We start from the raw sequence: 23,066 nt of genomic DNA on the forward strand, positions 1-23,066 counted from the left end.
TTTTATTACAAAAGTAATAAAGGGTTTACTTTCTGAATTTCCCCATTCTAAGATGATTTCGTCGAAAAGCTACACGGTTCTTGTGAATGACGGCAAATTTCAAAGGTTTGCTGTCAAACGTAATGGACAGCGTTAACAGTGGTTCTCACCACATATCGGCAACAATTTGATGAGTTTCAGGTGATAAAAAGCACATACCTGAAATTAACCTCATACCCTACACATAAAAAAGCTGGAGGCTTGGGCTGTGCAAGAATACGTACTTTGGTATCAAGAACTGGGCATGCATGATGTGGGTCGCGTAGGCGGCAAAAATGCATCATTAGGCGAGATGATTTCAAACCTGGCGAACGCCGGTGTGCAGGTGCCAGGTGGTTTTGCTACCACCGCCGAAGCATTTAATGAGTTTCTAGAGCAAAGCGGTCTAGAAGCGCGTATCCACGAAGTTTTAGATTCATTAGACGTGGATGACGTAAATGCCCTTACCGAAGCAGGTAAGAACATTCGCCAGTGGATCATCGACACGCCATTCCAGGGCAAATTAGAAGAAGAAATTAAAACTGCGTTTGTTACGCTACAGGGCGATGCAGGTGAAGAAGCGTCATTTGCTGTGCGTTCTTCGGCTACCGCAGAAGATATGCCTGACGCGTCATTCGCAGGACAACAAGAGACTTTCCTGAACGTTAAAGGCTATGAAGCCGTGCTTGTAGCTATTAAGCACGTGTTCGCATCGCTATTTAACGACCGCGCTATTTCTTATCGTGTTCACCAAGGCTACGACCATAAAGGTGTGGCGTTATCCGCTGGTATTCAGCGTATGGTGCGTAGTGACATTGCTTCATCAGGCGTTATGTTTACTATCGATACAGAATCTGGTTTTGAAGACGTTGTATTTATCACCAGTTCATTTGGTTTAGGTGAAATGGTGGTACAGGGTGCCGTTAACCCTGATGAATTCTACGTTCACAAACCAACGCTAGATAAAGGCTTGCCTGCTATCGTTCGTCGTAACCTTGGCAGCAAGCTTACTAAGATGGTGTATTCAGACGATGAAGCTCACGGTAAGCAAGTGTCTATCGTTGACATTGATGCAGCTGACAGCAAAACCTTTTCACTAACAGACGATGAAGTAATGGAGCTTGCTAAGCAGGCACAAATTATTGAACAGCACTACAAGCGTCCTATGGACATTGAATGGGCCAAAGACGGCGCAGACGGCAAGCTTTACATTGTACAGGCTCGCCCAGAAACGGTACGTAGCCGTGAAGACTCACAAAGCATTGAGCGCTTCCAATTAAAAGGTCAAAGCAACATCGTTGTTGAAGGCCGCGCAATTGGTCACAAAATTGGTGCTGGTGTAGCGAAAGTACTTGATTCAATTGAAGAGATGGACAAAATCCAAGCGGGTGATGTTCTGGTAACTGATATGACAGACCCTGACTGGGAGCCTATCATGAAGAAGGCTTCTGCTATTGTTACCAACCGTGGTGGCCGAACGTGTCACGCGGCTATCATCGCACGTGAGTTAGGCATTCCAGCGGTGGTTGGTTGTGGTAACGCCACTGACAGCATCAAAAACGGCGATAAAATCACTGTGTCTTGTGCTGAAGGTGACACAGGCTTCATTTACGGTGACGAACTTGAGTTTGACGTAGTGACATCACGTATTGATGCAATGCCTGACCTACCGCTAAAAGTGATGATGAACGTAGGTAACCCAGACCGCGCATTTGACTTTGCTCGCTTGCCAAATGCGGGTGTTGGTCTTGCTCGCCTTGAGTTTATTATCAACCGCATGATTGGTGTGCACCCTAAAGCACTGCTTAATTTCGACAGTCAGCCAGAAGAGCTGAAAGAAGAAATTAGCGACATGATTGCAGGCTACGAATCGCCAACGGAATACTACATCGAGAAATTGGTAGAAGGTATATCAACTATTGGTGCAGCGTTCTCGCCAGAAAAAGTAATCGTTCGTATGTCAGATTTCAAATCGAACGAATACTTCAACTTGGTTGGCGGCTATCAATACGAGCCAGACGAAGAAAACCCAATGTTGGGCTTCCGTGGTGCAAGCCGCTACATCTCTGAAGACTTCCGCGATTGTTTTGCTCTTGAATGTGAAGCAATTAAACGGGTTCGCAACAAAATGGGCTTAACCAATGTCGAGATCATGATCCCGTTTGTGCGCACGCTAGAAGAAGGTCGTAAAGTTATCGAACTTCTTGAAGAGCAGGGACTTAAGAAAGGTGAAAATGGGCTTCGCGTTATCATGATGTGTGAACTGCCATCAAACGCACTGCTTGCAGATAAGTTCCTAGACATTTTCGACGGTTTCTCTATTGGGTCTAACGACTTAACGCAGTTAACCTTAGGTCTAGACCGTGATAGCGGCCTTATTGCGCACTTGTTTGACGAGCGCGACGAAGCTGTGAAAGCATTGCTTTCAATGGCAATTCAGGCAGCGAAGAAGCGTGGAAAATACGTAGGTATTTGTGGTCAAGGCCCATCAGACCACGAAGATTTTGCCGCCTGGTTGGTGGAAGAGGGGATCGATTCTGTATCACTGAACCCAGATACAGTTGTAGAAACTTGGCTATACCTTGCAGAAAAGCACGGTTAATGGCGCAACGTGATGGTTCTTAATTAGATAAACGTTTGGCTCATAGTTAGTCTTAATTTAGAACCAGCTGTAACGACTTTTAAAAGAGACTTTCGGGTCTCTTTTTTATTGCTTGTTACTGAAATTACGCGAAGATTTAGGTTATTGAAGTAGCGTATTACATTCCTCAAAAAAACTATGGTTATTTAGCAAAAGTATGCATTTTTGTGTGCTTAAAACATGACTTTGTGTAATTAAGAATGTAATATTACAGGGTTACTTTCACTTTGAATCTTTCATTAATATACAACTTGGTTGAATTCTCATGGCACATAATGACAGCGCAGTTTCAGTAAACACTTCCGAAGAAAATGTTATGCAATCAGGCTCTGTGGTAGAGCAGTTGGCGCAAGCACAAAAAGAAATTAATGAACTTAAAATGCAGCTGATGTGGATGGAACGTAACTACGAGTAATTTCCTAGTCGCTAAACTCGGGCTTTAATAGTCCGAGTTTTTTTGTTTTGTTGAAATGAAATTTTGAAAGTATACATTTCGACTTTCATTTTTGGTTGGTCTTACCGGGTAAAGCTTTTTTCCTTCATGTTCAATTTATGTGCTAGTGTGGTTGAATAACGTTAGCAATATTTTAGATGCAGGGAAGGGAAGAAAAGTGGCTTATCGGTTCAAGTTTTTTGCTCAACCAGTAATCACTAATATAAGAACCCTTTGTGAAGCAGCACTCGTAGAATTCACCATTAGTTTGATTTGTGCAGTATTTGCTTACGCAAGCTATGGTATTTTCATCCATCTTTTCGTTGCGTGCATCGTTATCTCTCTCGCTTGCTTTTGCTTAAGTATCTACAACCTTTACTGTCTTTACTCTCACCCTTGAAGTGTTTTAAAAAATCCTGAGCTTTTTCACTAAAATTTGATCCTAGATAAACGAAACAACGAGTCTATGTCTAGCGTCCAAAGTGAATCTTGTACTATTTTGAATAGATAATTTCCCACTTAGAAGGCGTGGGTAAGCTTCCTAGCAAAACGTGTATAGGCAGCAAACGGAAAGGGGTATAAAAGTACATCGATAAAAAAGGGTAAACAAATTATTTGTTTACCCTTTTTAAATGCTTTAAGCACGGCTTTAAGATTAAACTCGTGGCGGTGCGGGTTATTTAAGTGCTTATGCTTTTAGCTGGTTACCGATAGGTAACTGTCGAATACGCTTACCGCAAGCAGCGAAAATGGCATTACAAAGCGCCGGAGCATAAACCGGTGTAGCTGGCTCACCCACACCGGCTGGCGGCGCATCGCTTTCAATTATTTCTACTTCTACCTCTAGCGGTGAATCGCTCATACGCGGTACACGGTAGTTGTGGAAGTTACTTTGCTGTACACGACCTTTATCAAAGGTAATACCGTCACTAATGGCTGTAGTAATACCGTAAACCGAGCCACCTTGAGTTTGGTTCTTAACCGTGTCTGTATTAACCACTGTACCTGCATCAATGGCTACCCATGATTTAATCACGTTAAGATCGCCAGCGTCAGACACCTCAACTTCGACCACCGTGGCTACATATGTTAGGAAGCTGCGGTGCGCTGCTATACCGAGGCCGTGGCCTTTTGGCATCTCTCGACCCCAACCAGCCATGTCTGCCACTTTCTCAATAACATTGCGCAGGCGGCCTGTATCCAGTGGATAAACAGATTTATCACCCCAATAGTTGTTGTATTCGGCTTTTTGCTCGGTAACATCAAGAACTCTGTCAGGACCGATAACCTCTAACAGGTAATCTTTAGCGTCTTTACCTGCCTTGTGCGCCGCTTCATTGATAAACGACTGAACGGCAAACGCGTGGAAGATATTTGATACAGAACGCATCCATCCAATACGTGCTTTTGCTGGTGCTTCACCGCGCTCTAGCTTCATATTGGGCGTTAGAATAGGGTTGTCAGTAAAGCCCAAATCTAGCTCAAAGCTAAACGGTGCGTTTGCACCTTCTTGGAAGGTTGAAGCAATAGGAGAAAACGCGGTTCTGTGAAGGTATGCGTCAATCTTCCCGTTTTCATCTAACGCCGCTTCGACATGCTGGGCCGACACTGCATGATAGAAACCGTGCTGAATGTCGTCTTCGCGTGTCCATTGAACGCGGATTGCTTTGCCCGTTTTCATTGAAAGGTATGCTGCTTCAGCAGAAAAATCCGGCTTAGACTTACGCCCAAATGCGCCACCTAACATGGTAACGTGAACGTTGATCTTTTCTTTGTCCATACCAACCATAGCGCCCACAGTTTCCATGTCGGCCTGTGGATTTTGTGTTGCAGCCCATACGTCAACGCGATCTTTATAGTACATGGCTGTCGCGCATGGCGGCTCCATGGGGGCTTGTGCTAAATGTGGCACGTAGTAGTCGGCAATTAGCTTGTCGCTGGCCTTTTCTAAAGCGCTCACCGCATCACCTTTTTCTCTAACAAGCGCTTGAGGTGTATTTACGGTGTTAAGTAGCTGCTCTTTAAAGTTCGCTGAGTTATAGTCGCCGTTGGAACCATCGTCCCAAGTCACTTCTAGCGCCTTACGGCCTTGCCACGCAGCCCATGTGTTGTTAGCAATAATTGCAATACCACCTTTAGGCTGGAACTGAGGCGCACCTTTTGGCGCTGGAATTTCAATTACATCAACAACGCCATTAACCGCTTTTGCTTTATCTGCATTAAAGCCTTTTACCTTTCCGCCCACTACAGGGGGGCGTTCGATAATGGCAACGAGCGCATTAGGCTCACGAACATCTGCTGCAAAGGTTGCTTTACCGGTAACGATATCTTGAAGGTCGATATGGGCCATACCCGTATTGATGTAACGCCACTCTTTTCTATCTTTAAGGGTAAGTTTACCTGCTTCTGGCGGCGTAATAGACAGTGCGTCTTCAATTAAGTCTTTATAGGCAATGGTTTTACCAGAAGAGTGTGTTACCACATGCTGTTCGGCAATACAGGTGCTAGGCTCAACATCCCAACGCTTGGCAGCTGCGTGTTGCATCATGTAGCGCACACTCGCCCCCATTTCACGAAGGCGCTGCATATTGAAGCGTATACTGCGCGAGCCATCGGTGTTCTGATCGCCGTATTTAGGGTCGCCTTTGCCCTGAATAACGATGACCTTTTCCCAAGCTGCTTCCATCTCGTCCGCTACGATTTGTGCAATAGCGGTACGGATCTGTTGGCCCATTTCGCTTCGGTGACACGTTACTTCAACCATGCCGTCGGGGCGAAGTGCAATAAAAAGGTTTGCGCGCTTTGCGTTTTCTGCTGGTTTTGCCAAAACCCCAGCCATAGCACGTGGCGCACCGCCCATAAAGTAGGTGCCAAGGACTAACGCGCCTGCGGCTGCTGAGGATTTCAGAAAGCTGCGGCGATTCATGTCAAAATAGGTATTTTCACTCATGCTTCTTCCCCCGCTTGGGTTGGGTCAAAATAGCTAACGCCTGCATTGCCGGTCATTGATTTCGATGCTGACTTAATGGCTTTATGAATGCGAGGGTAGGTGCCGCATCGGCAGATATTGCCAGACATGTTCTGAACAATCTCTTCGTCGCTTGGTGTTGGGTTGGTCGATAACAGACTGGCAGCTTGCATGATTTGTCCACATTGACAGAAACCACATTGTGGTACCTTATGTTCTACCCATGCTTTTTGAACGGGGTGGTCGCCGTTTTCACTTAACCCTTCAATAGTCGTGATTTTTTTGCCTTGAACGGCAGAAACAGGCAGCACGCAAGAGCGTTGTGCCATACCGTCAATGTGAACAGTACAAGCGCCACATTGCGCCATACCGCAGCCAAACTTAGGTCCTGTAAGGTTTAATTCGTCACGAAGGTACCACAGCACTGGTGTTGATGGATCACCAGAAAATTCGTGTTTGTTACCATTAACGGTAAACGTGATCATGGTCTTGTCTCCATTGGTAAGCGATAAACATGAACTACCCAAGCAGTACTGTGTTATCTGAACACAATACAGAATTCATACTTATACGGTTACATTGCCTGATGATACGAACTATCTAAGATGCTGAACATGCAGAGATATATGCCACTATTATTATTTTTAAAGGCTTCGCAATTGTTATTTTAAATTACGTTAACACGCATTGCAGCGTTACGCATTTACATAAGATTAAATGCTAGGTGTCTGCGACAAAATAACGAAGGAATCGCGCCAGACACTCTTTTGAAGCAAGAGGTATGTAGAGATGAATGAGCGAAGCGAGTATGCGAATGGGGTAGAAATACTTCGGTAAACGCTATCGAAGCTTTCGCATAAGAAGAAAACGGTCTATTTTGCGTGCGCTCATTGTCATTGTTCGCTGACTATACTTAAGCCAGCCACGTGCTCTAGGCCAGTCGTAACTCAACAGTACTAAACCTGCTACGACAAAAAGGATAGAGCCAGGAAGTAGTGTTAAAACAATTCCGCCAACAAATAAAATTGCTCCCAGAGTAAGTCTTAGTATACGCATTTGCCTGAAGTCGCTTTAAAACATTTAATGTCTTTGAGTCTCGCTCAACTCTAACGGTTTGCCAATAATAAAAATGTAAATGTTTGTGCCCGTTTAGTATGGGTGGACGCCTATTTCAATATTAGAAAATAATATTGAAGGGCTTTTATTAAAGGGCATACACAAAGTAACCCTCGCATTGTTGAATAAATAATCGTTTAAAAGCCCAAGTCTAATGATCAAGCCGAATGCGGTGGAAAGCGTGCTAGAAATACAGTACAAAGGGGTACAGACAAAGTAGTAATTAGCGCTATACCTTAGGGTTCTTTGAAAAAAGAACGGTTTAAAACCTCAAACTATAGCGCGTGTATTGCTTGGGAATTCACGCAACAAAGTTTTGCGCAATAAAAACAAATATAAAAAAAGAGATAAATCATGGCTGAACAACAAGAAAGACAACCTATCAGTGAAGAAGAGCGCGCAGATTGGGTAAGAGAGCAGTTTCAGAAAGCTAACAAGTTTCTAGCAGAAAATGGTGTATTGTTTGACACCGTTATTACTGAAGAGAGCCGTTATTTAATGCCGTATCTAGCCGTGTGGAAGATTAGAGCAATGGACGGAAAACTTTACTGGGTAATAAGTGGCGATTTACCTACTGATTATACTTCTATAGACAACGCGAAAGATGCAAAAGAAGTTTTACGTCATTTTGCTATGCATTGGCAGCTCAAGGCAGAAAACTTAATTAATGCTGAAGGTGCAGATGAAAGCCAAAAAGCGTTTGGGGAGCTTTTAATAAATCGAGCTGAAGGTCTATTCGCTATGCAGAGTAACCAAGAATTTTGGATGCAATAAACAACAAAATCTAATCAGGTTGTATTTTGCTAGGTAGAAATGAACTAGTGAAGCTGGGTAACGTCTGGCAGAGGAAATCGTTCTGCCGGACATTGAAGCCTTTGTCTAGGAACGCCCGCGTCCATAAACACGTTTCCGTCAGGTTTAAACCCAATAGATTGGTGATACGACACGCTTTCCAAATTGCATATAACTTTAATTATGGGGAGGTTATTTTGTTTAGCGGCTGCAACTAAAGCGCCAAACAAAGCGCGGTAAACAGGAAGTGTTCTGTGACAGCGCTTAACGGCAATACGGCCAAGTTCACCTTTTTTCGTTAAGCGCCCTGTGGCAATGGGTTCGTTTTGGTCGTTGACTATCAGCACATGGCACGCCGAGCTATCGTGTTCGTCGAACTCGCTAGCCTCCGGTACTTGCCACTCTAAAACAAATACGTGTTCCCTAAGTGCTTTAAGTCGATGTTTATCCTTTTCCCAATCGACGTTTTGTATAGTAAACGCCATATTTTCCTGTTAATCCTCGGCCCATTCCCAATATCCATTATTAATAAGTGTAGTTAAGGTTTCTAAAAATGCAAAAGAAGGCGCATCTTGGCAACATGTTGCGTTCAAAACGGCACCTGATGCTAGCACTTCAAACCATTCTTGGTCACTTTTGGCAAAAGGGAATTGGCTTCCGTTTACATAAAGTGCACGGGGTAAGCCACGTTTGCCATCGCAAATTAACGCGCGAATGCCAGGCGCTGGAGCAAAGCTAATGCCTGCCGCAAATTCATTTGAAATTTGCTCTAAGGTGGCTTCATCTTCCAGAGGGAATTCCGGAACCCCTTGTTCGCTCATGGCTTCTAGTAGGGAAAGAGTGAAATCTTCACTATTAATAGCGTCTATCAGTTGTTGTTTTAGTGCTGCAACATCGCTAGCATTAACTAACGCGCTGTTTGATTGTATTGCTCTGCCAGTATCGGAAAAGCGGTAATTTCCGGCACCTTTATCCAGCATCATTGCCAAGCTTTCTGCCAATTGCAGGTTGTCTGGTGCGCGATAGCCCACCGAGTAGGTCAAGCTGTCTTCAATCGTAGCGCCATCATGAGGCCAACCCGGCGGCACATATACTACATCGCCAGCTTCACAAATAACGTCAATAACGGGTTCAAAATCTTCAATTTGTCTTAGTTTCGGGTGTGGACACACTTCTTTGTAGTCGGCAGGTTTACCTACACGCCAGCGCCTTTTTCCTTTACCTTGAGCAAGGAAAACATCGTACTGGTCGATGTGAGCCCCAACTCCTGCTCCATTGGTAGCGAAGCTTACCATCAGGTCGTCTAGTCGCCAGTTTGGAACAAAAGAAAAAGGAGCAAGGATTGGCGCAACGTCCGGTACATACTTATCTACGCCCTGAACAAGTAGTGTCCATTTGCCCTTGCATGCCTCTTCGAAGTCGGAAATTGGCCCTTGCTCAACGTGCCAGTTTCCTTGGTGATTGCTTATTATCCGCGCATCGACATCAGACTCTTGTGCGAGTCCTGCTAGGTCGTTTTCATCTATAGGATCTGCAAAGTTTGGAAAAAAATTCTTAATTACCACCGGCTTTTGCTGCCAGTAATGCTTTAAGAAAGTCTCGGCATTAAAACCTGCACCTGTTTGTGCATTAATAAAATACGTATTGTCGTTGGTGCTCATAGCATCTCTTTTTTGTAAGCCATTTCAGTGGTGTTCCCTCGCAAAGCTTAGTGAAAGTAATTACACAAAGCGGGGTCTTCATAATAAGTAAAGCACAAGTTAGCGCAATACATAGACGAAAGCGTAAACATAGAACTAAAGCGAGGTGGTAGCGTAAAGGCGGCATTATCAATTATTGAAAAGGGGAATGCTACCTTAGTAACTGAAAAGATTAGGGAGAAAATTGGAAGGGGTTAATGATGAGCGAAGAGATAGATTGAAAACATGAAAAATATAAAAAGCAAAGGCAAATACTTGTTACTCGATTGGTGTTTTGCCGTTGTGGCCATCTAGCAAATGTAGGCATTTAATACTGCCGTTTTCACTTCAATCTTTGTGTTGTAAAGTGCTAGTGGGCCCACTCGATTTGTTAAAATCCGAATTGAGCTTTGATTGCCGTTATTAGACCCACAGTTATTAGATTTATAATGTTTAACTGAACCTTCGGACGCTGGGAGGTCACTTGTTACACTACCTGTGTTTAGCGCGTGATAAGTTTTTTCACATATCGCAATAGTGTTAGGCGCGGTGAACTGCTCTAACATTGCTGCTTTGTTCACGGTTGCTCCCCAAATATCAAAGCCTGACGATATGCGAGAAGAATAACCTGCCAGTAGAGCACCGGCGGCAATACCTGAACGTAGCTGGCAAGACGAAGACATCAATAAAGTGTGGCTACTAACAAGATTGCGAGCCGTGATGGCAAAGTCCATCGCACATTGTGCTACATCTTGAAGTACCTGAAAAGGTTCACTGCAAAACCCCACGGTAATATATTGATCGCCGTTGGTTTTTAGGGGGACGAGCGCTAAGTCGTAAGCTGTTTCATCAAACTGGCTAAATAGCGTTTCTACAATACCCGTGCACATTGTGTCACCGTATTGCTTTGCTAAACCTTGATAATTCGACAGGTCACAGAAAATGACAACGGCGCATTGCACTTCGTGTTTTACGCTTACAGCCTTATTGTCACCGCTTTGTACTTGTTTAGCATTTTGTAAGGGGTTCGGGTAAGGGGGCTTTGAAGTCCGATTGCCTTGCTCACAAGGTGTGAGACGTCCTCTATTATCATTATTGCGCAAGTCCATCTACATGCTCCTAATTAATAGCCGTTTAACGGGAAAATAAAAAGTAGGTATAAAAAAACGCGGTACTTTTGACCGCGTTTTTTAGTGTAGTGGAAAGCGTAGGGGCTTATAACTGATCTACAAGCCTGATTGCATCACCAATGTATGTAGCAGGCGTTAATGCCTTAAGCTCTGCTTTGGCCGCTTCTGGCATTTCTAGGTTATCAATAAACTCAGCAATGACCTCAGCGTTTACTTTCTTACCACGGGTCAGCTCCTTTAGCTTCTCGTATGGCTTTTCAATACCGTAACGACGCATTACCGTCTGAATAGGCTCTGCAAGCAGTTCCCAATTGTTGTTTAGCTCGTTAAGTAAGCTTTGCTCATTAACTTCTAACTTGCTGATACCTTTCAAAGTAGCCTGATACGCAATAACCCCATAACCTACACCTACGCCAAGGTTACGTAGTACGGTTGAGTCGGTAAGGTCACGTTGCCAGCGAGAGATAGGAAGCTTAGCTGCTAAATGGTCAAAAATAGCGTTCGCCAGACCTAAGTTACCTTCCGAGTTTTCAAAATCAATAGGGTTAACTTTGTGTGGCATAGTAGAAGAGCCAATTTCGCCAGCTACCGTTTTTTGCTTAAAGTGACCGAGTGCAATATAACCCCAAACGTCACGATCGAAATCGATAAGAATGGTGTTAAAGCGCGCAATGGCATCAAACATTTCTGCAATATAGTCGTGCGGCTCTATTTGTGTGGTGAACGGGTTCCAGGTTAGCCCTAGTGAGGTAACAAACTTTTCTGAAACGTCGTGCCAATCTACATCTTTATACGCTGACAAGTGCGCGTTGTAGTTGCCCACAGCACCATTAATCTTACCAAGTAACTCAACACCTGCAATTTGGCTACGCTGACGCTTTAGGCGAATAGCCACGTTTGCCATTTCTTTACCCATGGTGGTAGGTGAAGCAGGCTGACCGTGAGTACGTGCCATCATAGGCACGTTCTGGTAGCGCTTAGCAAGCTCTACTAGCGCTTCGATTAATTTGTCACAGTAAGGAAGAATTACGGTCTCGCGGGCTTCGCGAAGCATTAAGCCATGTGAAAGGTTGTTGATGTCTTCAGACGTACATGCAAAATGGATAAACTCATTTACTGCTGAAAGCTCACTATTGTCGGCAACCTTCTCTTTAAGAAAGTATTCAACCGCTTTCACATCGTGGTTTGTTGTACGCTCGATTTCTTTGATACGCATGGCATCTTCAACACTAAATTCAGCTACTATTTTATCTAGTAGTTCATTTGATGTGTCAGTAAAGGCAGGAACTTCTTCAATTTGTGGGTTAGTAGACAGCATTTGTAACCAACGTACCTCTACTTCTACACGGTATTTTAATAAGCCGTACTCACTGAAAATACTGCGTAATTCTACGCTTTTGCCAGCATATCGACCATCGACAGGGGAAATTGCAGTTAACTGACTCAGTTCCACCTTGAGCTCCTCACTAGTTTATTAATCGTAGTGCTTTAACAGCACTGTTAAGAATGTGTTTGCGTTTAAATAAAATGTTTCTTCGCTTTCCACCCATTTGACGCCACATTACAGCCGCTCTCACACCTGCAAGCAAAAGCGCACGCACTTTATGCTGAGTGGCAGGTTGGCTTAAATAATCTGGGTTCCCAGCTACCTGAATACGCGGTGCCAATGGACTGATGATATCACTGTAAATACTCGCTAAGGAGGAGACTATTTGTGGGTTTTGGAAATCGATGTGAGCAAGCTGGCGCTGAACATGCGAAATGCGCTCGCCCAGTTCCTGCATTGCTTTAGGCTTTCTCGCTAGCTTTCTTTCAAGACCTAGAATACTAGCAATATAGCGGGTTAATTCCGTATCTTTTGTTGCTTGTTTGTCAGATAGCTGCGCTGCGAGTGTGGTGTAGCCGGTTTTTAAGTTGGCAAGCTGGCCGAAGACCTGTTGAGGTGTTTCTGGGTCAGTAACCAGTATGCTCGATAAGCTGGCCTCTATAGCCTCGTTATCGGCAGAACCTCGTCTGGCAAGCTGCTGAACCAGCGCAGCAGCTTGACATACACCAGCAAGAGCTAGGTTATTTTCTATGTCGGTATCTAACATCAGCGAATATAACTCTCAATAATACCGCCGCCAAGGCAAACTTCGTCACTGTAGAACACCGCTGACTGCCCCGGCGTTACCGCCTTCTGCGGCTCATCGAACATCACTTCAATGGTGTCGTCTAGAGTTGGCGTTATTGTACATGGGATATCGGCCTGACGATAACGGGTTTTAACTACCGCACGCATAGGCTCTGTAATCGTTTTTCTATCCACCCAGTGTAGCTGCTTTGCCACCAAGCCTTTAGAGTAAAGGCGAGGGTGGTCGGCGCCTTGGCCCACAATAAGCACGTTGCGAGCAACATCTTTATCTACCACGTACCAAGGGTCGTCACCGTATTTGGCTAAACCACCAATGTGTAGGCCTTTACGTTGACCTAGCGTGTGATACATCAAGCCTTCGTGCTGGCCAATTTCTTCGCCTTCTGCTGTTTCAATAACGCCAGGCTGAGCTGGAAGGTAACGAGCCAGGAAGTCTTTAAATTTGCGTTCACCAATAAAGCAAATCCCAGTAGAGTCTTTCTTATCATGAGTGATAAGACCTTGCTCCTCGGCAATTTTGCGAACTAACGGCTTTTCAATGTCACCCACAGGGAAGAGCGTTTTTGCAACATGCTCTTCGCCTAATGTGTAAAGAAAGTAGCTTTGGTCTTTGTTGTTATCAAGACCGCGTAGCATTTGCCATTTACCGTCGACTTCTCGGCGACGAACATAGTGGCCGGTAGCAATGTAATCAGCGCCAAGGTCTTCTGCTGCAAATTCAAGAAACGCTTTAAACTTAATTTCTTTGTTGCACATAATATCTGGGTTTGGCGTACGGCCCGCTTTGTATTCCTCTAAGAAATACTCAAACACGTTATCCCAGTACTCTGCTGCAAAGTTAATGGTGTGCAGTTCAATGCCAAGTTTGTCAGCAACCGCTTGTGCATCTTTTAAATCTTCTGCAGCGGCACAGTATTCATCGTTGTCATCTTCTTCCCAGTTTTTCATGAAAAGACCTTCAACCTGATAACCCTGTTGTTGGAGTAGGTAGGCAGAAACAGACGAATCGACACCGCCGGACATTCCGACGATCACTTTTTTGCTGGCGTTAGATTCAATATCACTCACTATGGATTGCACACTCATTTGATTAATAAAAAAGAAACCGTATTTGTTAAATCAGTCACCAATTAACATGTTGATAAATATGCTAAGGCGCTTACCCACTCAGTGGGCTATACCACTAATCAGCCACTTACAAATCGGCCCGTTTTCGAGGTCGCGGATTTTATCAGATTCCGATAGCTAATTCACATTTAATCCTTATCTGATTAAGTAATTAAATATGTGCCAAGGGGCCGTTGTCCTTTGCTGTAAAAAATTGTCTATATGCAAAAATGAACAGCAACCTTTAACAGCGCTAAAAATCCGTAACGTTTCGGTGCCTCTTTAGTGTGGTCAAGGCAACTGATTTCAAGGATTTGATTTTGGATTACCTTTAAAAGTAAACGAAGCTGCCATTCTCAATACCATCAATGGTCCAATTTCCCACGCGATATCTGATAAGCCGAAGAGTGGGGAAGCCGACGTGCGCCGTCATACGTCGCACTTGTCTGTTTCTTCCTTCCGTAATGGTAATTTCAACCCAGCTAGTAGGGATCGACTGTCTAAAGCGTACCGGCGGATTCCGCGGCCACACGCTAGGTGCTTCCATGGCCTTTACTTTTGCGGGGCGAGTCATTCCATCTTTTAGTTCTACGCCGTCACGCAGCGCCTGCATCGCTTTTTCGTCCATAATACCTTCAACTTGCACCCAATAAGTCTTGCTGGTTTTTGCTTTTGGGTTAGCAAGTTTGTGCTGAAGCTTTCCATCATTAGTAAGTACAAGTAGACCTTCCGAGTCTCTGTCTAGTCGTCCTGCTGCATAAACATCGGGAATATCTATGTAATCTTTTAGCGTTTCTCTGCCGTCGGCGTCCGTGAATTGGGAAAGCACTTGAAACGGTTTGTTAAAAAGCACCACTTTAGCGTTTGAAGACATGTTACTTCCGCTTATTTAATTTCAAAATTTCGAGGGGATTTTACGACAAATGATGATGCTTCGCATGGGAAAATCAACCGCAAATAGTGGTTTGCTCAACGAAGTTTGTCGATAAATTCAGTGATCTTATAAGTTAAGACAATGGTATGACTTGTAACTCAAACTTTCGACCCTATACTAATGGTCGCTCCCATTTTTATAAGAGAGCGCATCTGCATAATTATTAGACAGTTTTAGCAGTGATAAGCGGGCTTGCTTATACACCGTATCTCGAAATTGCGTACGACTAGGCAGTCAAGGGCAAAGCCATGAGATGCATATTGCTAACATAAGGAATTGAATAATATGCGGGGAAGAATACAACAAGTGACCTTTTGCAGCTAAGAGCAGAAGGTGGAAAACATCAAATACGTTTCGCAATGACTGTGGGCGCGACATCTTAACGTTGCGGGTCATTGCGACCTAATGGACTAAAAACGACAGTACCCTGTCGAAAAAATTGAGGTATATAATGACCAAGTCTAAGATCATCTATACGAAGACTGATGAAGCGCCAATGTTGGCGACATATTCACTTCTTCCAATTATCCAGAAGTTTGCTGCAGCCGCAGATATCGATGTAGAACTAAGCGATATCTCACTTGCTGCGCGTGTATTGGCAAATTTCCCAGAGTATCTTTCTGAAGAGCAAAGAGTGCCAGACGCATTAGCAGAACTGGGTGAGATGACCCAAGACCCGAATGCTAACATCATCAAGCTTCCAAACATCAGTGCCTCAATTCCACAGCTGCGTGCAACTATCAAAGAATTAAACGCAAAAGGCTTTAACGTACCTGTGTTTCCTGATTCACCGAAAACAGCTGAAGACGAAGAAATTCGCGAGCGTTACGGTAAAGTACTAGGCAGTGCGGTAAACCCTGTTCTACGTGAAGGTAACTCAGACCGTCGTGCACCGACAGCGGTTAAAAACTATGCCCGCAAGCACCCGCATTCGATGGGTGAGTGGTCTCAAGCCTCTCGTTCACACGTTGCACATATGCGCGGTGGCGACTTCTACTCTGGCGAGAAGTCAGTAACCGTAGAAAAAGACGGCTACGTGAGCATTGAATTCACTAGCAAAGATGGAAGCAAGAAAACGCTTAAGCCTCGCGTAGATCTCCTTGCTGGCGAAGTTATCGACGGCATGTTCATGAGTAAGAAGGCGCTTTGCGAGTTCTTCGAAGAGCAAATTGAAGATGCGAAGAACACTGGCGTTCTTTTCTCATTACACGTGAAAGCGACTATGATGAAGGTGTCTCACCCAATCGTGTTCGGTCACTGTGTAAAAGTGTTCTACAAAGATCTATTCAACAAATGGGGCGACCTGTTTGAAGAACTAGGTGTTAACCCTAACAATGGTCTTGGTAGCGTTTACGACAAGATTGCGAGCTTACCTGAAAGCCAGCGTTCAGAAATTCAAAAAGACATCAATGCATGTTATGCCGACCGCCCACCAATGGCGATGGTGAACTCTGACAAGGGTATCTCGAACCTTCACGTACCAAGTGATGTAATTGTTGATGCTTCTATGCCAGCCATGATCCGTAACTCAGGTCAAATGTGGGGACCAGATGGAAAGGCGCACGACACCAAAGCAGTAATCCCTGAAAGTACTTATGCAACTATTTACCAGGAAGCTATCAATTTCTGTAAAACGCATGGTGCATTCGACCCTACAACGATGGGTACGGTACCTAACGTTGGCTTAATGGCACAAAAAGCAGAAGAGTACGGTTCACATGACAAAACGTTTGAGCTAGAAGCAGACGGTACAGTGTCGATTGTTGACCAAGACGGAAATGTTCTTATCTCTCACGATGTTGAAGAAGGTGACATCTGGCGTATGTGTCAGGTGAAAGACGCACCTATTCAAGACTGGGTTAAGCTAGCGGTAACCCGTTCTCGTCAATCTGGCATGCCTGCGGTATTCTGGTTAGATGACGAACGTGCTCACGATGCACAACTTATCAAGAAAGTTGAAACGTACCTTCAGGATCACGATACAAACGGTCTAGACATTCAAATTATGTCTCCTGTACGCGCTATTCGTTACAGCATGGAACGCGCAATTCGTGGTTTAGATACCATCTCAGTAACAGGTAACGTACTTCGTGACTACCTGACTGATTTGTTCCCAATCCTAGAGCTTGGTACCAGTGCTAAAATGCTATCAATCGTTCCATTGATGGCTGGTGGTGGTCTTTATGAAACGGGCGCGGGCGGAAGTGCACCTAAACATGTTCAACAGTTTGTTGAAGAAGGTCACTTGCGTTGGGACTCACTCGGTGAGTTCCTTGCACTTGCTGTATCGCTAGAAGATGTTGCTATTAAGCACAGCAACACCAAAGCAAAAGTTATTGCTGAAGCACTGGATAAAGCAACGGAAAAACTGCTTAACAACGGTAAGTCTCCGCTTCGTAAAGCAGGTCAGTTGGACAACCGTGGTAGTCACGTTTACTTAGGTCTATACTGGGCTGAAGAAGTAGCGAACCAAACGGAAGACGCAGATTTAGCTGCGCAATTTAAGCCAGTGTATGAAGAGTTGACTGCGAAAATTGACGACATCTTGGCTGAGATTGATGCAACACAGGGTAGCGCGCAAGAAATTGGTGGTTACTACTACCCTGACGAAGACAAGCTTTTCGCAACCATGTCTCCAAGTAAGACACTAAAAGCTATCCTAGGCGCATAGTGAGTTGCTTACATGCGTTAGGCTTTTAGGTCTAGCGCATAGAATGGTATTCCAGCACAAACTGAGAAGCTATTCCAAAATAACGTTAAAAAGCCCTCTCTTTAAACGAGAGGGTTTTTTTTATCCAGAACCTCTCGCCCTTTAAAAATCGAAATGAGCGTGTGTAAAGTGCGCTTATCGCTAATGATGAGTATGGAGTAATATTTTATGTTCTTAGAAAGATATGCATTAAATGAAGATAAAGAAACGGGAGCGAAGCTTATTGATTATCTGCTCTGCATTAGCATTTAACGTTACGATAACGTAATGTTTATTTTTGTAGGGAAAATTAGAACGCACTCATCCGCACAGGCGCTTTACTGCACCTATATTTTTTGAATGGCAAAAAAAGCAAAAGCCTGACACAGGGTCAGGCTTTATAAATTCTTTTCTTAACGCTCTGGTTCTTCTTTAAAGCCAATGTTCTCAGCATGCAGACCTTTAGGGCCTTGCTGTACTTCGAACGTCACTTCTTGACCTGCTTTTAGCGAACGATAGCCTTCCATTTGAATCGTAGAGTAATGCGCGAAAATATCTTCACCACCGTCCTCAGGTACGATAAATCCAAAACCCTTTGCGTTGTTAAACCATTTAACTTTGCCAACCGCCATACTTCGACTTCCTCTTAATCCTTGAACTCACGAGTATATGCCCCCATTATAGATCCGGAGACACGGGGGTAAGAGTATTGATAACAGTCCCTTTAAAGTCCTGCTTTAAAGTGGTAAACGTGTAATACTCAAACCACCATACAAAATGTAGATTTTTTAACCATATTATGTCAAGGGTAAATGTGAATAAATTTATACAAAAGTTTGTACACATATATGCCGGTAAACCACTATTATTAAGTTATGAGTAAAGACAACGCTATTAGTATCGAAAAGGAAAAACAGAAAGACGCGCAGCGACAGAAGCCGCAGCCGCCTCCCATGTATAAAGTGTTGTTGAACAATGACGACTATACACCGATGGATTTTGTCATTGAGGTACTCATGCAGTTTTTCAATATGGACGCTGAGAAAGCCAACCAACTTATGCTGACCGTTCATTATCAAGGAAAAGCCGTGTGTGGCATTTTCACTGCTGAGATAGCAGAGACAAAAGTTATGCAGGTAAATCAGTACGCACGCAAACATCAGCACCCGTTGATGTGCACGATGGAGCAGGCATAAGGTTTTTTGTAGAGGGCGAGCAATATGTTAAATAAAGAATTAGAACAAACGTTGAATGATGCGTTTGTATTTGCCAGAGAGCACCGTCACGAGTTTATGACGGTTGAGCACTTGTTGTTGGCATTGCTTGATAACTCAGCTGCTCGTGATGCGCTAAAAGCGTGTGGTGCCGATATCGAGGCGATTAAGAGTGAACTGCTATCATTTGTTAAAGATACGACGCCACTTATTCTGGATGACCAATTAAACGAACGTGAAACTCAGCCTACGCTGGGTTTTCAGCGAGTGCTTCAGCGGGCAGTTTTTCATGTACAATCGTCGGGTAAAGACGAAGTTACGGGTGCCAATGTGCTCGTCGCTATTTTCAGTGAGCAAGAGTCGCAGGCGGTTTACATTCTTAAGAAAGCCGATGTAACGCGCTTAGACGTTGTGAATTTTATCAGTCATGGTGTTAGTAAAGCCGATGATGACGAGCCTGTTAACCCTGAAGCATCGGAAGAAGCTGAAGCAGGAGAAGAGGGTGGTTCTGCGTTAAGTAAATACGCTACCGACCTTAATCGCCACGCAAAAGACGGCAAAATTGACCCGCTTATTGGTCGCGATTCTGAAGTAGAGCGCACGATCCAAATTCTGTGTCGTCGTCGTAAAAATAACCCATTACTCGTGGGTGAAGCAGGCGTGGGTAAAACTGCTATTGCAGAAGGTTTAGCGTATCGAATAGTAAACGAAGACGTGCCTGATGTTATTGCTGAAAGCACAGTGTATTCACTTGATTTAGGCGGCCTTCTTGCTGGTACCAAATATCGCGGCGACTTCGAGAAGCGTTTAAAAGCGATTTTGAAAGAGCTAGGCAAAGACAAAAACGCTATTTTGTTTATTGATGAAATCCATACCATTATTGGCGCGGGGGCAGCATCAGGCGGTGTTATGGATGCTTCCAACTTACTTAAGCCTAAGCTGTCAAGCGGTGAACTACGCTGTATTGGCTCAACCACATATCAAGAGTATCAAGGTATTTTTGAGAAAGACCGCGCCCTTGCACGTCGTTTCCAAAAAGTTGACGTAACTGAACCTAGCGTCAGCGATACCACGAAGATACTGCTTGGCCTTAAGAGTCGCTACGAAGAGCATCACAATGTACGTTTCACACAAAAAGCGATTCAAGCTGCGGCGGAATTGTCGGCTAAATACATCAACGAGCGTCACCTTCCAGATAAAGCCATTGATGTAATGGATGAGGCGGGTGCAAGCCAACGTCTGTTGCCGCCTTCTAAGCGCAAAAAAACGATAGGTGTGGGCGACATTGAGCAAATTATTGCAAAAATGGCGCGTATACCAGAGAAGTCTGTCTCAGCCTCTGACAAAGAAGTGCTTAAGAACCTTGGTCGAAACCTTAAGATGGTTGTATTTGGTCAAGACAAGGCCATAGAGACGCTAAATGACGCTATCTTGTTATCACGTTCGGGGCTTGGCAATGAAGCAAAACCTATCGGTAGTTTCTTATTTGCGGGTCCGACTGGTGTAGGTAAAACAGAAGTAACCCAACAGCTGGCCAAAATTATGGGTGTGGAGCTTGTTCGCTTTGACATGTCTGAGTACATGGAGCGTCATGCTGTGAGCCGACTTATTGGTGCGCCTCCTGGTTACGTAGGCTTCGACCAAGGTGGTCTGTTAACAGATGCGGTGATTAAAAATCCGTACTCAGTAGTCTTGTTAGATGAAATTGAGAAAGCGCATAGCGATATCTACAATATTCTTCTTCAAGTAATGGATCACGGTACGCTAACTGATAATAACGGCCGCAAAGTAGACTTTAGAAACGTGGTATTAGTGATGACCACTAATGCTGGTGTTCAGGAAACCGTGCGCAAGTCTATTGGCTTTAAGCAACAAGATCATAGCCACGATGCGATGTCTGAAATCAATAAGGTATTTACGCCAGAATTCAGAAATCGTCTAGACGGTATAATTTGGTTCAATCACCTTGATCCGGAAATTATTCTACAAGTGGTCGATAAGTTCATCATTGAGCTTCAAGCACAGCTTGACGTGAAGGGTGTGTCGCTTGAGGTTACCAGTGCAGCTCGTGCTTACATGGCCGAGAAAGGCTATGACAAAGCAATGGGAGCACGTCCTATGGCACGCGTTATTAAAGATGATCTTAAGAAAGAGTTGGCGAACGAGTTATTGTTTGGTGAACTGTCTAAGGGCGGAAACGTTAAAGTGGATTGCGTTGACGATAAACTTACCTTTGAGTACTCAGGGGTAGGCGCGACGTCTGAAGAAGCAGAGCCAAGCTGATATAGCATTTAGCGTTAGGTAGTCGATGTAGTGTTGTCTACCGAGCGCTATTTCCTCGTTTTTAGCTTTGTAATGAAATGTTGTCGACGATGAAGCGAGTAAATCTTAGATACGAAAAAGCCCGATCTTGATCGGGCTTTTTTTATGCGTTACCGCTTAAATGGCTCATTATCTTGCGCGATAAACGATACGACCTTTGGTCAAATCGTAGGGAGTCATCTCAACGGTGACCTTATCGCCAGTAAGAATACGGATATAGTTCTTGCGCATTTTACCAGAGATGTGTGCAGTCACCACGTGACCGTTTTCTAGTTCAACGCGGAACATAGTGTTAGGTAGCGTGTCCAACACAGTACCTTCCATTTCAATACAATCTTCTTTTGCCATGTAAAGCAGTTACCTCAGTAATTCAAAATTTTTGCCGCGCAGACCTTACCCAATCTTGGGTTCGGTGTAAAGCAATTAAGTGGGTATTTTACTATTTTTAGTAAATAGATGCCATTCATTGTCACTAAACTGCTCAAATGGCAAAAATTTATGTTTGTAAGACATTTTTTGGCAGCCCTCTACGTAATAGCCTAGATATACGTATTGAAGCCCTAAATTCCTTGCTTGCTCAATTTGCATGAGTATCATCCAAGTACCTAGCGACACTGAGCTATAGTCGGGGTCAAAAAAAGTATACAGAGCAGAGAGTGCTCCCATGTCTTCGTTGGCATCGACCACATCAGTTACGGCTACTGCAATCAACCTGTCACCGTCGTATGCCTCAAGGTAGTGGGTAGGCATCCAATCACATCGTATAAAGTTATCGAATTGTGTTTTTGATGGCGGGTACATACTTCCGTCAGCATGTCGCTCTGTAATGTAGCGCTCGTACAACGGGTAGTAGGTGTCTTTGGTTTGATCTACCAACTCAACGCGAAACCCTTTATTTCTTTTTAGTAGCCTTTTTTGACTGCGAGAAGGCGTAAAAGCATCAACGGGTATCCGTACCGATTTACAGGCCTTACACGCTGAACAGTGTGGACGGTAAATTTGTTCACCGCTTCGTCGAAATCCCACTTGAATAAGTTGCGAGTATCGCCACGCCTGAAAATCATTATTTTCGGCGTATACTAATAATTGCTCTTGCTCATCGGGCAAATAGCTACATGAAAATGATTGGGTTATACCAAACTTCACGGAGTAATCACTCTTGGCTTCCAACGATTAAGGTAGTCTTCTGACAGCCTACCGTCTTCAGTTAAAGTGTGGTTGTTGTTTTCCAGTTTTTCAATAAAGTTTTCACGTGGTAACGTATTTGCACCAAGGGATGCCAAATGATCAGTAGGAAGCTGGCAATCAATAAAGGCCATATCTTGAGACTTCATGTGCTCAACTAACGCCAACATAGCAAGCTTTGACGTATTACTTTCCTTATGAAACATCGATTCACCGCAATAGACTTTACCAATTCCAACGCCATATAGGCCACCCACTAGTGTATCGCCATCCCATACTTCCACTGAGTGCGCTAAACCCAAACCGTTAAGCTGCCGATAGGCTGCAATCATGTCATCAGTTATCCATGTTTCGCTGTTTAATTCCCCTGTATCAGGATTTTTGCGAGGGGTTGATGAACAAGCTTCAATGACGCGGTCAAACGCATGATTTAACGTTACTGTGTATTTTCGCTTTCGAGCAAGTTTCTTGAGGCTTTTTGATGCAACAAAGTTGTCGAGTTCGATGATAGCTCTTGGGTTAGGAGACCACCATAGTAAGGGTTCGTCATCACTAAACCAGGGAAATATGCCTTGAGAGTAAGCTGAAAATAAACGGGCAGGACCAAGATCACCACCGAATGCTAATAGGCCGTTAGGGTCGTCTAAGGCGGTCTCTACAGAAGGGAAGGGAGCGCCTTCTTCAATGTAATGTAACGCTATCAT

General features: G+C 44.1%; 20 protein-coding genes. 6 read left to right on the forward strand and 14 right to left on the reverse strand.

All coding sequences use genetic code 11. The features are described from left to right. The first annotated feature begins 247 nt into the window (after window positions 1-247). Together ppsA and ACXAGV_RS08440 are read left to right on the forward strand one after the other, a co-directional pair. Window positions 248-2,620, forward strand: a complete 2,373-nt coding sequence (ppsA, locus tag ACXAGV_RS08435) for a phosphoenolpyruvate synthase (protein WP_474872860.1) — start codon at window positions 248-250, stop codon at window positions 2,618-2,620. Window positions 2,621-2,924: 304 nt separating this feature from the next. After that, window positions 2,925-3,074: a hypothetical protein gene (locus tag ACXAGV_RS08440; protein ID WP_156964778.1), complete on the forward strand. Its 150-nt coding sequence runs from the start codon at window positions 2,925-2,927 to the stop codon at window positions 3,072-3,074. A 706-nt stretch (window positions 3,075-3,780) separates the two neighbouring features. On the opposite strand, the gene ACXAGV_RS08445 is transcribed toward ACXAGV_RS08440, so the two are convergent. From ACXAGV_RS08445 to ACXAGV_RS08455, 3 genes are all read right to left on the reverse strand, one after another. Next, window positions 3,781-6,042, reverse strand: coding sequence for a molybdopterin cofactor-binding domain-containing protein (locus tag ACXAGV_RS08445; protein WP_474872861.1), 2,262 nt, complete (start codon window positions 6,040-6,042; stop codon window positions 3,781-3,783). Then, window positions 6,039-6,545 (reverse strand): (2Fe-2S)-binding protein, encoded by a 507-nt coding sequence (locus ACXAGV_RS08450; protein ID WP_474872862.1) that lies wholly within the window; start codon window positions 6,543-6,545, stop codon window positions 6,039-6,041. Before ACXAGV_RS08450 ends, ACXAGV_RS08445 begins: the two co-directional genes overlap by 4 nt. A 355-nt stretch (window positions 6,546-6,900) precedes the next feature. Continuing rightward, window positions 6,901-7,116, reverse strand: coding sequence for a PGPGW domain-containing protein (locus tag ACXAGV_RS08455; RefSeq protein WP_179983293.1), 216 nt, complete (start codon window positions 7,114-7,116; stop codon window positions 6,901-6,903). Window positions 7,117-7,530: 414 nt separating this feature from the next. Between ACXAGV_RS08455 and ACXAGV_RS08460 the strand changes: the two genes are divergently transcribed. Then, window positions 7,531-7,950 (forward strand): DUF4826 family protein, encoded by a 420-nt coding sequence (locus ACXAGV_RS08460; protein WP_474872863.1) that lies wholly within the window; start codon window positions 7,531-7,533, stop codon window positions 7,948-7,950. 44 nt (window positions 7,951-7,994) lie between these two features. On the opposite strand, the gene ACXAGV_RS08465 is transcribed toward ACXAGV_RS08460, so the two are convergent. The 7 genes from ACXAGV_RS08465 to ACXAGV_RS08495 form a co-directional block, all read right to left on the reverse strand. Continuing rightward, window positions 7,995-8,453, reverse strand: a complete 459-nt coding sequence (locus ACXAGV_RS08465; RefSeq protein ID WP_474807069.1) for a GNAT family N-acetyltransferase — start codon at window positions 8,451-8,453, stop codon at window positions 7,995-7,997. Window positions 8,454-8,462: 9 nt separating this feature from the next. After that, entirely contained in the window at window positions 8,463-9,629 is a 1,167-nt protein-coding gene (locus tag ACXAGV_RS08470; protein WP_474872864.1) for a cupin domain-containing protein, read from the reverse strand. Between the two features lie 329 nt (window positions 9,630-9,958). Then, window positions 9,959-10,756 carry an adenylate/guanylate cyclase domain-containing protein gene (locus tag ACXAGV_RS08475; protein ID WP_474872865.1) on the reverse strand — a complete coding sequence of 266 codons (798 nt, stop codon included), beginning with the start codon at window positions 10,754-10,756 and terminating at the stop codon, window positions 9,959-9,961. 106 nt (window positions 10,757-10,862) lie between these two features. Continuing rightward, a complete protein-coding gene (gene purB / locus ACXAGV_RS08480) occupies window positions 10,863-12,230 on the reverse strand; it encodes an adenylosuccinate lyase (protein ID WP_474872866.1) in 1,368 nt (455 codons plus the stop codon). A gap of 13 nt (window positions 12,231-12,243) precedes the next feature. Beyond that, the gene (hflD, locus tag ACXAGV_RS08485) at window positions 12,244-12,870 is read right to left on the reverse strand and encodes a high frequency lysogenization protein HflD (RefSeq protein WP_014949326.1); all 627 of its coding nucleotides are present in this window, start codon (window positions 12,868-12,870) and stop codon (window positions 12,244-12,246) included. After that, window positions 12,870-13,997, reverse strand: coding sequence for a tRNA 2-thiouridine(34) synthase MnmA (gene mnmA / locus ACXAGV_RS08490; RefSeq protein WP_474872867.1), 1,128 nt, complete (start codon window positions 13,995-13,997; stop codon window positions 12,870-12,872). The genes hflD and mnmA overlap by 1 nt, the downstream gene beginning before the upstream one ends. A gap of 352 nt (window positions 13,998-14,349) precedes the next feature. Then, entirely contained in the window at window positions 14,350-14,892 is a 543-nt protein-coding gene (locus ACXAGV_RS08495) for an rRNA large subunit pseudouridine synthase E (protein WP_474872868.1), read from the reverse strand. A gap of 511 nt (window positions 14,893-15,403) precedes the next feature. Here ACXAGV_RS08495 and ACXAGV_RS08500 point away from each other — a divergent pair. Further along, entirely contained in the window at window positions 15,404-17,623 is a 2,220-nt protein-coding gene (locus ACXAGV_RS08500) for an NADP-dependent isocitrate dehydrogenase (RefSeq protein WP_474872869.1), read from the forward strand. 431 nt (window positions 17,624-18,054) lie between these two features. Here ACXAGV_RS08500 and cspD read toward each other — a convergent pair whose 3' ends face one another. Next, window positions 18,055-18,273, reverse strand: a complete 219-nt coding sequence (gene cspD, locus ACXAGV_RS08505) for a cold shock domain-containing protein CspD (protein WP_014949330.1) — start codon at window positions 18,271-18,273, stop codon at window positions 18,055-18,057. 243 nt (window positions 18,274-18,516) lie between these two features. Here cspD and clpS point away from each other — a divergent pair, with 243 nt between their 5' ends. Both clpS and clpA read left to right on the forward strand, forming a co-directional pair. Next, complete coding sequence (gene clpS, locus ACXAGV_RS08510) at window positions 18,517-18,837, forward strand: ATP-dependent Clp protease adapter ClpS (protein ID WP_014949331.1); 321 nt, start codon at window positions 18,517-18,519, stop codon at window positions 18,835-18,837. Between the two features lie 24 nt (window positions 18,838-18,861). Further along, window positions 18,862-21,138 carry an ATP-dependent Clp protease ATP-binding subunit ClpA gene (gene clpA, locus ACXAGV_RS08515; RefSeq protein ID WP_474872870.1) on the forward strand — a complete coding sequence of 759 codons (2,277 nt, stop codon included), beginning with the start codon at window positions 18,862-18,864 and terminating at the stop codon, window positions 21,136-21,138. Window positions 21,139-21,306: 168 nt separating this feature from the next. Here the strand turns inward: clpA and infA are convergent, their stop codons facing one another. From infA to aat, 3 genes are all read right to left on the reverse strand, one after another. Continuing rightward, complete coding sequence (gene infA / locus ACXAGV_RS08520) at window positions 21,307-21,525, reverse strand: translation initiation factor IF-1 (protein ID WP_014949333.1); 219 nt, start codon at window positions 21,523-21,525, stop codon at window positions 21,307-21,309. Window positions 21,526-21,600: 75 nt separating this feature from the next. Beyond that, window positions 21,601-22,323: an arginyltransferase gene (locus tag ACXAGV_RS08525; protein WP_474872871.1), complete on the reverse strand. Its 723-nt coding sequence runs from the start codon at window positions 22,321-22,323 to the stop codon at window positions 21,601-21,603. After that, the gene (aat, locus tag ACXAGV_RS08530) at window positions 22,320-23,066 is read right to left on the reverse strand and encodes a leucyl/phenylalanyl-tRNA--protein transferase (RefSeq protein WP_474872872.1); all 747 of its coding nucleotides are present in this window, start codon (window positions 23,064-23,066) and stop codon (window positions 22,320-22,322) included. Before aat ends, ACXAGV_RS08525 begins: the two co-directional genes overlap by 4 nt.

The organism is Alteromonas sp. ABH4_453, assembly GCF_056160665.1.